The 14,675-nt window shown below is 37.9% G+C and carries 11 protein-coding genes and 2 pseudogenes; 10 read left to right on the top strand and 3 right to left on the bottom strand.

Annotated features, from left to right (window positions below):
- Positions 1–346 precede the first annotated feature (346 nt).
- The 10 genes and pseudogenes from rpsF to AC6ER8_RS06010 all read left to right on the top strand — a co-directional run bounded on the left by rpsF (position 347) and on the right by AC6ER8_RS06010 (position 10,838).
- Entirely contained in the window at positions 347–754 is a 408-nt protein-coding gene (gene rpsF, locus AC6ER8_RS05965) for a 30S ribosomal protein S6 (protein WP_497077809.1), read from the top strand.
- The gene (gene rpsR / locus AC6ER8_RS05970) at positions 754–1,002 is read left to right on the top strand and encodes a 30S ribosomal protein S18 (protein ID WP_497079640.1); all 249 of its coding nucleotides are present in this window, start codon (positions 754–756) and stop codon (positions 1,000–1,002) included. Before rpsF ends, rpsR begins: the two co-directional genes overlap by 1 nt.
- A 153-nt stretch (positions 1,003–1,155) precedes the next feature.
- Entirely contained in the window at positions 1,156–2,136 is a 981-nt protein-coding gene (locus AC6ER8_RS05975) for a hypothetical protein (RefSeq protein ID WP_497077810.1), read from the top strand.
- A 25-nt stretch (positions 2,137–2,161) separates the two neighbouring features.
- A complete protein-coding gene (gene rplI / locus AC6ER8_RS05980; RefSeq protein ID WP_497077811.1) occupies positions 2,162–2,773 on the top strand; it encodes a 50S ribosomal protein L9 in 612 nt (203 codons plus the stop codon).
- A gap of 602 nt (positions 2,774–3,375) precedes the next feature.
- Positions 3,376–4,866 carry a replicative DNA helicase gene (locus AC6ER8_RS05985; RefSeq protein WP_497077812.1) on the top strand — a complete coding sequence of 497 codons (1,491 nt, stop codon included), beginning with the start codon at positions 3,376–3,378 and terminating at the stop codon, positions 4,864–4,866.
- A gap of 636 nt (positions 4,867–5,502) precedes the next feature.
- A pseudogene (locus AC6ER8_RS05990) lies at positions 5,503–6,426 on the top strand (DnaB-like helicase C-terminal domain-containing protein); the annotation flags it as partial.
- Positions 6,427–6,432: 6 nt separating this feature from the next.
- Positions 6,433–7,809 carry a DNA repair protein RadA gene (radA, locus tag AC6ER8_RS05995; RefSeq protein ID WP_497077813.1) on the top strand — a complete coding sequence of 459 codons (1,377 nt, stop codon included), beginning with the start codon at positions 6,433–6,435 and terminating at the stop codon, positions 7,807–7,809.
- 127 nt (positions 7,810–7,936) lie between these two features.
- On the top strand, positions 7,937–8,518 hold the full coding sequence (locus AC6ER8_RS06000) for a CvpA family protein (RefSeq protein WP_497077814.1): 582 nt from the start codon (positions 7,937–7,939) through the stop codon (positions 8,516–8,518).
- A 74-nt stretch (positions 8,519–8,592) separates the two neighbouring features.
- Positions 8,593–10,086, top strand: a complete 1,494-nt coding sequence (purF, locus tag AC6ER8_RS06005; protein ID WP_497077815.1) for an amidophosphoribosyltransferase — start codon at positions 8,593–8,595, stop codon at positions 10,084–10,086.
- A gap of 2 nt (positions 10,087–10,088) precedes the next feature.
- On the top strand, positions 10,089–10,838 hold the full coding sequence (locus AC6ER8_RS06010) for an SDR family NAD(P)-dependent oxidoreductase (RefSeq protein ID WP_497079642.1): 750 nt from the start codon (positions 10,089–10,091) through the stop codon (positions 10,836–10,838).
- A gap of 287 nt (positions 10,839–11,125) precedes the next feature.
- Here AC6ER8_RS06010 and pssA read toward each other — a convergent pair whose 3' ends face one another.
- The 3 genes and pseudogenes from pssA to AC6ER8_RS06025 form a co-directional block, all read right to left on the bottom strand.
- Positions 11,126–11,965, bottom strand: coding sequence for a CDP-diacylglycerol--serine O-phosphatidyltransferase (gene pssA / locus AC6ER8_RS06015; RefSeq protein ID WP_497077816.1), 840 nt, complete (start codon positions 11,963–11,965; stop codon positions 11,126–11,128).
- A gap of 8 nt (positions 11,966–11,973) precedes the next feature.
- Positions 11,974–12,672, bottom strand: coding sequence for a phosphatidylserine decarboxylase (locus AC6ER8_RS06020; RefSeq protein WP_497077817.1), 699 nt, complete (start codon positions 12,670–12,672; stop codon positions 11,974–11,976).
- A 117-nt stretch (positions 12,673–12,789) separates the two neighbouring features.
- Positions 12,790–14,672, bottom strand: a pseudogene (locus tag AC6ER8_RS06025) (ABCB family ABC transporter ATP-binding protein/permease).
- Between the last annotated feature and the right edge of the window lie 3 nt (positions 14,673–14,675).

Consider the following 14,675-nt stretch of genomic DNA (forward strand, 5'->3'; position numbering starts at 1 on the left):
TTTTATCTCCTTTATCTGTATGTTACAGCACACTCTCTTTGTAGAAGAGGGAAATATAGTGAAAATATATCAAGATTTAATAAATCAATTTTTTTATGTGCGTAAACTTGCTATTTTTAAAAATAACCTGTAGATGTGAAATGTTCGTTGCCGGCATTTTAGCTGGAGGTTGAACGGAGGGCTGTAGAATATCAGTAGGAAATACAATGTTTCCGGCCTCCCGTGTCTCCGCTCTGAGATGTCTCGAATTGTAAAAGCGTCCTTTCTTCTTTGGATTTCCAAAAAAGACAAGTCGCAGAGGCTTTGCGCTAAAACCGGTAAGACTTAATTGAAGAAAGGCAAAACAATGGCTCTTTATGAACATATGTTCCTTGCCCGACAAGATATTGCACCACAGCAAGTTGATGAGCTTTTGAACCTTTACAAAGGTGTCATTGAAACGCACGGTGGAAAAGTTGGGCGTGTAGAAAATTGGGGACTTCGTCCTCTTGCTTATCGTATTCGTAAAAACCGTAAGGCTTATTATGCCTTGGTCAACATTGATGCACCAGCTGCAGCAATCGCTGAAATGGAGCGTCAGATGCGAATCAATGAAGATATTTTGCGTTACATGACTATCCGTGTAGAAAAACACGAAAAAGAAAAATCTGCAATGCTCTCACACCTTGATCGTAATGCCCATATTGGTCAGGATGAAGAGCGCTCTCGTTCTCCACGTCGTCAACGCGAAAATGCTATAGAAGGGGTAGAATGATGGCTGATACTAATCAAAACTCTACACGTCGTCCCTTTCATCGTCGTCGTAAGACATGTCCTTTTTCAGGAACGAATGCTCCTAAAATTGATTATAAAGATATCAAATTATTGCAACGTTATATTTCTGAACGTGGGAAAATTGTTCCTTCACGGATTACAGCTGTTAGTCAGAAAAAGCAGCGTGAATTAGCTAACGCGATCAAGCGTGCTCGCTTTTTAGGCTTACTCCCATATGTTATAAAGTAAACGATCAAGACACTTGTGCAACTGGAGAAACTCTTCAGTTGCTTTTCTTGTATGGTTTAGGAAAATGGCTTATTATATACTATGTTAGGCTATTAAATATTAAAGTTGAGGTATTACCACGCCTCTAACTGCAAAAAAGCAGGACAGCAATAAATGAAAAAAGATCGTACTGATGAGATATTGACCGGTGTTTTAGCGGGGTTGTTTGCTGCTGTGATAGGAGTGGCGATCATCAGTATTGAAAAGATAGTACCCTCTTTATCTCTACTTCTTGGTTGCTTTCTTTCATTACCAATTTTTATTGTTGCATTTGGCCAAGGAACATTTGCTAGTTTCGTTGCTTTAATTAGTGCAACTGTTATTCTTTCCTTAGTCACTGATATCTATATTTCTCTCGGGCTTATGCTGTTATCTTTTCTTCCTGCTGTTTATGCTTCTTGGATGCTTGGACTTGCACGACCAGAGCAAAAAGAAAATACACTGATATGGTACCCATTATCATCTGTTATTTTTCATTTAACAAACTTTATTGCTTTTATGGTAACCTTCATTGGACTCTATGTAAAAGCCCGTCCAGATAGCCCTTTCGTTGCACAAAAAATCGCTGCAAATATAGTACAAGCTCTACAGCAATCGCAATCATTAAAAGAAGCTGATATACTTAATATTAGTGAATTTGTAATGGCGCATGCTGCGACTCTAGCAGCTGTTGCTCTGACGGTTTATAGTTTGGTTTTCCTCATTGGTAATCTTTATTTTTCAATAATGACAGCTCAATATATGAAGTGGCTAAAAAGACCTCGAGATGATTGGAGCAAAACCCTTCGTCTTCCGATTTCTGGAATTGTTATTTTCGTTGTTGTTTCCATGGCATCAATGATTGAATTGAGCGATTCTCTTAATTTGGGAACATATGTCTTTAGCTCTGCCTATACTGTCATCATATCAATTAGCGGTTTAGCCTACCTTCACAATATTACAAAAGGGGTAAACGGTCGGGTTATTATACTTTCGCTTGTCTATATTGCTATTTTAACTGTTGTTTTTTTCCCGCCTGTTTCTTTCATGATGCTTTTGATGGGGGTTTGGGCCGCTATTCAATACAATTTTCAATCACGCAAAAAACTTCCCTAAATTTATTTATTCGAAAGGAAAAACTATGGATATTATTCTACTTGAGCGCATTCCTCGTCTTGGTCAGATGGGTGATATTGTCTCAGTTAAAGATGGTTATGCACGTAACTTTCTCTTGCCTCAAGGGAAAGCTTTACGTGCAAATGAAGCGAATAAAAAACATTTTGAGATACAACGTGCACAGCTTGAAGCACGTAATCTTGAACGCAAAAGCGAAGCACAAAAAATTGCTGAAAAACTTGATGGTCAATCATTTATCGTTGTTCGTTCTGCTGGTGAAACAGGACAACTTTATGGATCTGTATCAACACGTGATATTGCTGAAATCATAACAGATGAAGGATTTTCTATTGGACGAAATCAAATTGAACTGAATCATCCAATCAAAATGATCGGTCTTCACACAATTACTCTCAGCCTCCATCCTGAGGTTCAAATTTCTGTGGTTATTAATGTTGCACGTTCTGCCAGTGAAGCACAACGCCAAGCAGAAGGTGAAACACTCACTTCTGCTGAAGAAATATATAATATTCAAGAAGAAACATTAGAAGAAAATCAGGAAGAATTATTGTCAGAAGAAATGTTGGTAGAAGAAATGAATGACAACGATATAAACAGTCCTCATCAAGAAGCTTAATTGCTCCTTTTGTTTTCTGTTTTATATCTTTTATTTCATTTAAAATATTAGTCATAAAATACTCACGATTTAAAATTGAGTATTTTATGACTATCGTACATAAATAATCTAATTTTTATGAATAATGAAAAGTATATTATCTAAAAATATTACATGATTAAAATGGTAATATCACTAAGAGGAAATGTTTTTTATTTTCCAGAATAGAAGTAAAAAATAATTTAAAATTCTACTCTTAAGTTTAACGTTTGAATGAGGTGTCATTTTATTATATCTTCATATGATCTAAAATAATTTTAATGATAAAAAAGCAGTTATACTTATGTATGATATTGGAATTTTAAGATCACATAACTTTAAAATACTTAAATTTAGATTACCGAAATCCGCCACTTTTAAAGTGCATATTGTAAAAATAAAATATACGCAATAGGTGTTATTATATCAATAAAACACGCATGATAAATGAACAACGAAAAAAGTTTTTTTTAAAATTATATGATTTTAACTTAAAATGAAGCTTTGTAGCTCTATACTGTTAATATACGATTTTAAATTGATCGCCTAAAGTTGCTAGACTTAGAATTTTAGTGGAAAATATTATGGAAGAAACTAGCGTTGTTAATATCAGCTCTTCGAAAAAAGAAGATTCCTCTTCTTTTCGGCAACTTCCACATAATATTGAAGCTGAACAGGCATTACTTGGTGCCATCTTTATCAACAATGATTCTCTTGATCGCGTTTCAGACTTTCTAAAACCAGAACACTTTTTTGACCCGCTCCATCAAAAGATTTATACTGTTTTATCTCACCTTATTAAAACCGGAAAACATGTAGATCCCGTTACGATCAAACCTCACCTCCAAATGGAAGAGAAAATTGGAGATCTTACTGTATACCAGTATGTTGTCCGCTTAGCAAAAGAGGCCGTCACCATTATTAACGCGGAAGATTATGGACGCGTTATTTATGACCTTTTTATCCGCCGTTCTTTGATTAATCTTGGAACTCAAGTTGTCAATACAGCCTTTGATGCTCCTGTAGAGCTTACGCCTGCCCAACAAATTGAAACTGTTGAAAATCAGTTATTTGAGCTCGCAGAAAAAGGGAAATATGGCGGCGGATTCGAAAATTTTGATGAGGCTGTCAAAAAAGCTATCGATATGGCAAGTGCAGCGAAAAGGCGCACTTCACAATTATCAGGGATAGCTACCCATATTAAAACACTTGATGAAAAAATGGGAGGATTACAAGCATCTGACTTAATTATCCTTGCTGGACGCCCTGGTATGGGAAAAACCTCACTAGCGACCAACATTGCCTTTAATATTGCCAATGCTTATAACCGTAATGACAAGACCGAAGAAAATGAAGGGGGCATTGTAGGATTTTTCTCACTTGAAATGTCCTCAGAACAGCTTGCGACCCGTATTATTTCTGAACAAACCGAAGTTTCTTCTTCTGATATTCGACGGGGGAATATTTCAGATGAGCAATTTTCAAAAATTATTCGTGCGGTAAAGCAACTCCAAAGGGCCCCCCTTTATATCGACCAAACAGGGGGAATATCAATTACGCAGTTGGCAGCTCGTGCACGGCGTCTTAAGCGACAACATGGTTTGGATATTTTAATCATCGATTATATCCAACTTATGACAAGTAGTTCAAAGCGTTCGTCTGAAAATCGTGTTCAAGAGATTACAGAAATTACGACGGGGCTCAAAGCCTTAGCCAAAGAATTGAACATCCCTATTATCGCTCTTTCACAGCTTTCGCGCCAAGTCGAAAACAGAACGGATAAACGACCACAACTCTCAGACTTGCGTGAATCTGGTTCTATCGAGCAAGATGCCGACATCGTTCTTTTTGTCTATCGTGAAGCATATTATCTTAAAAATGAAGAACCCAAGTTGGGCACTTCTGAACATACAAAATGGATAGATGAAATGGGTGAAATTGAGGGTAAAGCTGATGTCATTATTGCAAAACAACGACATGGGCCCACAGGCGTCGTATCCCTTGCCTTTCAATCGGATTTCACACGCTTTAGTGATCTGGCAGACAGCAATTATCTTCCAGAACAAATCGGTTAAATCAACATGGCACACACCTGTGTTCTTATCTATCAAAACTGTGAAACCATTCTTCTCATTAGAGAAAAAATGTATTTCTTTTATCAAGAATAGAATTTTTTATAAAAAATTATTTTTTAGTGATTCTTGCCGTCATTATTTGCTCTTTAAAAGCTATTGAATAACATCCCTCTTGGACGAAATGATAACGTATCTCTTAATGTTGTAAGTGAAACTCATATATTAAAATCCATAGCTAACTTAGATCTTGCTCTATTGCCTCTTCTTTTACCAAGGTTTCTTCTCACAAAACACTCATTTTTTATTTTTAAATTCAAAAATAATTTCTGTTGTTGTGCAAAATAAATTATCATAAAAAATAGCAAGATGTTTCCTCTTCACAGAAAAATCTCTAATTTTTTAATAAAACATTTTCTAACCTGTCTAAAAAAACAACCCTCATGACCACATATAAAGCACAGCTTATGTTTTAAATTATAGTACAGAGAAACTTCTACAAGATGCAAACTATTCTTGATATAAAATTGTATAAGAACTGATATTTCGATAAAGGGAAAGTGTATAATTATGCTAGAAAAAAAAGAAGACTGCGATAATGGATTTGACAGTCTTGATCAAGCAATCAAAAGAGTTCTTGATATAGCCAGTGCTGCGAAAAGGCGCTCTTCACAATTATCGGGAATAGCTACCCACATTAAAACACTTGATGACAAACTGTGTGGACTACAGCCTTCCGACTTAATTATTCTCGCTGGGCGTCCTAGTATGGGAAAAACTTCACTGGCAACCAATATTGCCTTTAATATTGCCAATGCTTATAATCATAATGGCAATACCGAAGAAAATGAAGGGGGTGTTGTAGGGTTTTTCTCACTTGAAATGTCCTCTGAACAGCTTGCAACCCGTATTATTTCTGAACAAACAGAAATCTCTTCTTCTGATATTCGACGAGGTAATATTTCAGTTGAACAATTTTCAAAAGTCATGCGTACGGTAAACCAGCTCAAAAAGGCACCCCTTTATATTAATCAAACTGGGGGGATATCAGTTTCACAACTGGCTGCCCGTGCACGACACCTCAAGAAACAACATGGTTTGGATATTTTAATTATTGATTATATCCAACTTATGATAAGTGATTTAAAATATTCATCTGAAAATCCTATTCAAGAGATTACCGTAGGATTAAAAGCATTAGCAAAAGAATTAAATATCCCTATTATTGCTCTTTCACAACTTTCATATCAAGTTGAAAACAGAACAGATAAACGCCCAAAACTCTCTGATTTAGGTGGCTTTGGTTCTATCGAGCAGGATGCCGACATCGTTCTTTTTGTCTATCGTGAAGAATATTATCTCAAAAATGAAGAACCAAAATTGGGCACTCTTGAACATATGAAATGGATAGAGACAATGGATGAAATTATGGGGAAAGCTGATGTCATTGTTGCAAAACAACGACACGGGCCGACAGGAATCGTATCCCTTGCCTTTCAATCTGAATTTACACGCTTTAGTGATCTGGCAGACAGCAATTATCTTCCAGAACAAATCGGTTAAATCAGTATGGCACGCACCCGTGTTCAATTTATTTGCCAAAATTGTGGAACTGTTCATTCTCGTTGGGCAGGAAAATGTAACGCCTGTGGAGAATGGAATTCCCTTATTGAAGAAAATATAAATAGCGGCATAGGAAGTGGACCTAAGCAGAATACTCGTAAAGGACGCATCGTCGCCCTTACATCTCTTTCTGGAGATATCCAAGATGCTCCACGTATTCATTCTGGTATTGCTGAACTTGATCGTGTTACCGGCGGGGGGTTTGTTCGTGGATCCGCACTCCTTGTTGGTGGTGATCCAGGTATTGGAAAATCAACATTGCTCACACAAACAGCTGCTGCTTTAGCACGCAAAGGACATAATGTTATTTATGTCTCAGGTGAAGAAGCTATTGCGCAAATTTGTCTGCGTGCGCAAAGGCTTGGAGCGCATAATACAGAGGTAAAGCTTGCTGCTGAAACCAATGTTGAAGATATTCTTGCAACCTTAAGCGAGCATAAAAATCTTGATATGGTGATTATCGATTCAATTCAAACCTTATGGTCAGATACAGCAGATTCATCTCCCGGCACTGTCACACAAGTGCGTATTGGTGCTCAAGCTATGATACGCTTTGCTAAAAAAACAGGAGCTGCTGTTGTTCTTGTTGGTCATGTGACAAAAGATGGTCAAATTGCTGGTCCTCGGGTCGTTGAACATATGGTTGATGGCGTTCTTTATTTTGAGGGTGAAGGAGGACATCATTATCGCATTCTTAGAACTGTAAAAAATCGCTTCGGGCCAACAGATGAAATTGGCGTCTTTGAAATGTCTGATAAAGGCTTACGCGAAGTGATCAATCCATCCGAATTATTTTTAGGAGAACGCAATGAAAAAGCACCAGGCGCTGCTGTTTTTGCTGGAATGGAAGGAACACGCCCGATATTAGTAGAAATTCAAGCGCTCGTTGCTCCCTCTTCCCTTGGAACCCCCAGACGTGCGGTTGTCGGTTGGGATGGAAATCGTCTTTCTATGATTCTTGCTGTTTTAGAAGCCCATTGTGGCATTCGTTTTGGGCAGCATGATGTCTATCTAAATGTGGCAGGTGGGTATCGCATATCAGAACCTGCCGCTGATTTAGCTGTAGCCGCGGCTTTAGTCTCTTCTCTTGCCAATATCCCTTTGCCAACAGATTATGTATATTTTGGTGAAGTCAGTCTTTCAGGAGCTACCCGCGCTGTTGCTCATTCAGCACAACGCATCAATGAAGCAAAAAAACTCGGCTTTCAGGGAGCATTTCATCCCACGACAACAACCGAAATGATGAAGTCGCTTAATTTTCAACAAAAAACTTTCTCCGACCTCCCTGAACTCGTTGCTACTCTTACCGCAAGTAAAAAATGATTTTTACCACAGTTATAATAATATAGAAAAAAATCTACAAAATATGAAAGATCCTTGCTATAAGCACAAAAAATGTATTTTTATACTGACTTAAAAGAACAAAACTTTATGTATAAGGAACAAACAAATGATCATAACAATCCTTGATGGAATTGTCGTAGTAATCATCCTGTTGTCCGCTTTTCTTGCTATGCTTCGAGGATTCTCACGTGAGGTGTTATCGTTGGTTTCTTGGGCAGTTGCAGCTGTTACGACATTGCTTTTATTCAAGCCTGTCTTACCTTTCTTTGAACAATATCTTTCTAATAAAATGATTGCATTGATCACAACATTGGTCACAATTTTTATTATTGTTCTTATTATTACTTCAATTATTACAATGAAGATCTCTGATTTTATTATTGATAGTCGAATTGGTCTTCTTGACCGTTCTATTGGTTTTATTTTTGGGGCACTTCGTGGTTTACTGATTATGGTCATCGCTATGTTGCTGATTAATGCCCTGATTAAACCCGAGCACCAAGCAAACTGGTTAAAAGATGCTAAAATGAGGCCTATTTTAGATTCACTGGGACAAAAGGTTTGGGAAATACTTCCAAAAGATTTTGGATCTGTCCTCGAAAAGGCGGAAAATTTATTTAAAGACAGCGATAAACATACGCATAAGGAGCTCCCTCATGAAAAGACAATTCTAAAAAATGGAGAATAGCTTTTCACAAGGAAAAAAACTAAATAATATAAAATGTGATATTAATAATTCCTCTCTATCACAACTGAAAGAATATGATGATAAAAAGCAATATTTCCTGTCAAGAATTTTCATTAGATGATGATACCCTTCATGAAGAATGTGGGGTTTTTGGCATTCTTGGGCATGAAGATGCAGCAACATTAACAGCTCTTGGACTCCACGCACTCCAGCATCGTGGACAAGAAGCAGCTGGTATTGTTTCCTACCATAATAAAATGTTTCATCAAGAAAAGCATTTAGGTCTTGTTGGTGATCACTATACAAACCCTGCAACACTTGCACGCTTGCCAGGAAATCGCGCTATTGGACATACGCGTTACTCAACAACTGGAGAAGTAGCATTACGCAATGTTCAACCCCTTTTTGCTGAATTGAAAGCTGGAGGCATTGCTATTGCTCATAATGGTAATCTTACCAATGGTCTTACATTACGCCGTGAACTCATTGCTTCTGGTGCTATCTGTCAATCAACATCAGATTCAGAAGTTTTTCTCCATCTTATTGCCCGCTCACGTTATGAATCGTCCTCTGATCGTTTTGTTGATGCAATTCGGCAAGTAGAAGGGGGATATGCTATGTTAGCGCTTACACGTACAAAGCTTATTGCTGCACGTGACCCAACAGGGATTAGACCCCTCGTGATGGGGGAACTTGATGGTAAGCCTATCTTTTGTTCCGAAACTTGTGCTCTTGATATTATTGGAGCAAAATATGTCCGTGATGTTAAAAATGGGGAAATCATTATCTGTGAAATACAAAAGAATGGGGAAATTACGAAAAAAATTATAAAACCAGAAAATGAAAAGCCAGAAAAACTTTGCTTGTTTGAATATGTTTATTTTGCTCGTCCTGACTCTATCGTTGGAGGACGGAGTGTTTATACAACACGCAAAAATATGGGGATCCGTCTAGCACAGGAAGCCCCTTGTGAGGGAGATGTTGTCGTTCCAGTTCCGGACGGAGGAACACCTGCCGCAATTGGCTATGCACAAGAAATTGGAATTCCTTTCGAGCTTGGTATTATTCGTAATCACTATGTTGGCCGTACTTTTATCGAACCAACACAACAAATTCGCGCTTTTGGCGTCAAGTTAAAACATTCTGCAAACCGCCCTATCATTGAAGGAAAAAGGGTTATTTTAATTGATGACTCTATTGTACGAGGGACAACATCGCTTAAAATTGTGCGAATGCTCCGTGATGCAGGAGCAAAAGAAGTTCATATGCGTGTTTCTAGCCCTATGATTTTCTATCCTGACTTTTATGGTATTGATACCCCTAAAGCTGAAAGTCTTTTAGCAAATCAATATCCAGATTTAAAATCTATGTGCAATTTTATTGGAGCGGACTCTTTAGAATTTCTTTCAACGGATGGATTATATCTTGCTGTAGCAGGAGAAAAACGAAATAACGCCGATCCACAATTTACTGACCATTATTTTACTGGATATTATCCTACACATCTGGTTGATCAAGAAAATTTCTCCAAAATTCATCAATCATCTGTTCTTAAAACAAGAGATTAATGATGACAAAACATGACTTTAGTCTCCATGGGCGTGTTGCACTTGTTACTGGTGCCTCAAGAGGAATTGGCTATTATTTGGCACTCGAGCTTGCTGCACGTGGTGCTCATATTATTGCTCTTGCACGAACAGTCAGTGGGCTTACTGAACTGGACAATCAAATCCAAGAAAAAGGGGCTTTTGCTACCCTTGTTCCTCTTGACTTGCATCATATGGAAAATATCGATGCTCTTGCACTCTCTATTACAAAACGTTGGAAAAAACTTGATATTATCGTTGCAAATGCAGGAATCCTTGGAACACTCTCACCAATAGCGCATATAGAAAACACGGTCTTTGAAGATGTCTTTCAAATAAATCTTTTCAGCCAATGGCGCTTAATAAAAGCCTTAGAGCCTTTATTACGTGAATCTGATGCTGGACGGGCTCTCCTGTTATCCTCAAGCGTTGCGCATGATGCGCGCCCTTTCTGGGGGGCTTATGCAGCCTCTAAAGCAGCTTTAGAAATGATTTCGCGCTGTTGGGCAGAAGAGCTCAAACAAACCCCTATTAAAATTAATTGTGTCAACCCTGGTGCCACACGAACTGCTATGCGGGCTGAAGCTATGCCTGGTGAAGATCCAGAAACACTCCCATCACCACAAGAGGTTGCAAAAAAAATAGTTCATTTGCTCTCACCTGATTTAAAGGAAACTGGAAAACTCTTTAATGTCCGTAAAAATCGGTTTGTGGATTATCATATCCCTGATTGATCATCATCTGAAATGTAAATAGCCTACTCTCTCTTTCTTCCTGTACTTTTCACAATGTTGCGATAAACCTTGGCACTTAAGACGGTTTATGAAAAGCCATTTTTATTATACAAATTTTATCCACACATTCATCCCGCCTTTGGCGTGCAATAGAATGATTTTGGTTGATGCAACATGAGAGAGATTTGAAATGAAAGAAGCTTACGTTATTCGAGGGTCTAATTCAACATGAATAACGCTAGATTATCATTATAAATCAATGATTTTTAACAGAAGAATAAAGCGCTTTATGAATCTTGGATAGCTTTAGCCTCAGCCTTTTTTTCTTCTAAAGAAGCACGTTTATTATAAGCGATAAAACTACAGGGGAGAAAAATCATATAGCTAACAGCTGTGATCAATAAAGTTTTCCATGTATAAGTTGCAAGAAAACCGACATAAATAACAATAACCAACATGCACGGTATAACGATATCACGTCTTAAATTTTGATCAATTGTTTTTGCATTCCATACTGGTAGGCGACTAATCAAAAGAAAAGCAATAATTACCGTATAAAGACTAAAAAATAATGCCCACCCCCAACTGGGAACTAAACCGAGAGCCCCTAAATACATAGGTAATAAAAGGAGCAATGCACCTGCTGGTGCTGGAACACCAACAAAATAACTTTTTTGCCACTGAGGTATATTGGTATTATCCAACATCACATTAAAACGCGCTAATCGCAAACAACAAGCAACACAATAGACAAGGGCTGCAACCCAACCAATGTGGTGTGCTTGATGCAAAATAAAAGAATAAACAATAAGTGCAGGAGTCACACCAAAATTTACAATATCAGCAAGAGAATCCATCTGTGCTCCAAAAGGTGAACTCCCATCTATTAAACGTGCAATGCGACCATCCGCACCATCTAAAACTGCGGCCAAAAGAACCATTAAAATCGCAGCTTCATAGCGTTGCTCCAAAGCTAAACGAATGCTGCTCATCCCTGCGCAAATTGCTAAGATAGTAATGATATTGGGAATGACATATCGCATTGATGTAGGTGAACGCCGCCGATTTGTAACATCATCATGCTGCCCTTCAGGGTTGAATGAAGAAAATGGCGAAAAATTTTTCATTGTCTATCCTAATCGTATCTGAAGTCCGTTGTAGCACTCTTATCATCAAAAGAGCCCAAAACGGTCTCTCCAGCAATTGCTGTCTGACCAACCGCAACACGCAATTTCATTTCAGTTGGTACATAAATATCAAGGCGAGAACCAAAACGAATCAATCCAAATCGTTCCCCCGTCATAACGGCATCATTTTCTTTTGACCAACAAACAATGCGACGCGCAAGCATCCCTGCTATCTGTACAATACCGATTTTACCATGTTTGCTCTCAATGACCAGCCCATTACGCTCATTAAACTGACTAGCCTTATCAAACTCAGCATTGGTAAAACGACCTGGATGATAAACGATCGACTCTACTGTACCATTGATAGGGATACGATTGATATGACATGAAAAAACATCCATAAAAATAGAAATACGGATCATTTCATCTTGCCCTAACCCTAATTCTTCAGGTGGAACACATGATTCCACAAATGAAATGCGGCCGTCTGCAGGCGACATAACCCAATTTGAATTTAAAGGGATCACACGATCGGGATCGCGGAAAAAGTATATACACCACACCGTGAGAACAAGCCCGCACCAAAACAATGGACTCCATATCCAACCAAGAATAAGCGAAATAACAAAAAATGCTACAATAAAAGGATAACCTTCTTTATGAATCGGCACAAAGCTATTATGGACAGATTGTAGAATACTCATATAATTTCCTATTCATCGTAAACTTAAACAAGCAATAACCCTTTTTGTTCCTCTTGTGTCTTTTTATGTATTTTATCAATCACCCTATATAAAGGTATAGATTACATTTTGCCCACCTTATTTTTTACGATTAACAATACCTGTCTCATCTTCTTCACGCATTTTACGTAATTTTTCTTCAGCTTGCGATGCTTCAAGCTGCTTGTTCCACATTGAAGCATATAAACCTTTCTTGCGTAAAAGCTCTGTATGCGTCCCATTTTCAATAATACGACCACTTTTAAGAACCAAAATTTCATCAGCATTGATAACCGTAGAAAGACGATGCGCAATAATCAATGTTGTTCGTCCACGGCTTACAATATCTAATGCTTGTTGAATTTCCTGTTCCGTTGTCGTATCAAGAGCCGCTGTTGCTTCATCTAGAATAAGAAGGGGGGAGCTTTTAAAAGTGTTCGTGCAATAGCCACCCGTTGTTTTTCTCCCCCTGATAATTTTAGACCACGCTCTCCTACCATAGACTGAAAACCTTCCGGTAACACCTCAATAAATTTTGATATTTGTGCCATTTCAGCAGCTTTGCGCATCTCTTCATCTGTCGCACTTGGACGTCCGTAGCAAATATTATAGGCAATTGTATCATTAAATAATACTGTATCTTGTGGAACCATACCGATTGCTTCCCGCAAACTCTTTTGTGTTACATTACGAATATCCTGCCCGTCAATTGTGATAGAGCCCGCATCAACATCATAAAACCGAAAAAGCAATCGAGAAATGGTTGATTTACCAGCACCTGATGGACCGACAATAGCGACTGTTTTTCCTCCTGGGACTTCAAAATTAATATCTCTGAGAATTTGACGCGCCGAATCATAAGAAAACTTTACCTGATGAAAACGAATGGTCCCATCACTTATCTCTAACGGTTTAGCATCTGATTTATCAACGATTTCCTGCTGAACATCTAAAAGATCAAACATCGCTTCAATATCCGTTAAACCTTGTCGAACATCACGATAAATTGAACCAATAAAATTCAATGGAATAGAAAGTTGCATTAAAAGAGCATTAATAAAAACAAAATCTCCTAAAGTTTGTGTCTTATAAAAAACTTCATAAGCTGACATCAACATCATGATCGTCATGCCAATACCAAAGATAAGAGCTTGACCAAAATTAAGCCAACTTAACGATGTCCAAATCTTTGTTGCAGCTTTTTCATAACCGGCCATAGCGGCATCAAAACGATCGGCTTCTAGCGTTTCATTGCCAAAATATTTGACCGTTTCAAAATTCAAAAGAGAATCAACAGCGCGAGTATTCGCTTCCGTATCTGCTGTATTCATTTGTTGCCGAATACGAATACGCCAATCACTCGCCTTAATAGTAAACAAAGTATATAATAAAACTGTTATAACAACGATGAGAAGATAATACCCCCCATAATTGATGTAAAATACAAAAGCCGTTAATATAAATTCTAAAACTGTCGGTACGGTACTGAGAATTGAAAATCTTACGATTGCTTCAATCCCTTTTGTACCACGTTCAATCACGCGAGAAAGCCCACCAGTTCGGCGTTCTAAATGAAATCGTAAAGATAACTCATGAATATGGACAAAGGTTTTATAAGCGAGTTGACGCACAGCGTATTGACTAACAGTGGCAAAAAGAGAATCGCGTAATTGATTTAATCCAGCCTGTATAATACGTGCAGCATTGTATGCCAAAACAAGCATGATGGGAATAAGTAAACTGGATGGAAACCATTCTGGGAGCTGAAAGCTTGTATCAAGCACATTCGTAGCATATTTAAAAAAATACGGTACAGATATAAGAACGAGCTTAGCCAAAACAAGATAAAATATTGCCCACAGCACACGTATTTTTAGATCACGCCGACCTACCGGCCACATATAAGGCCATAAATTGTAAAGTGTGTGCAGAGTTCCCTCTGTATCAGATGATACAGTTTTTCTCATTTCATTGCGTTTCATAAA

This window comes from Bartonella sp. SL320, assembly GCF_059687635.1.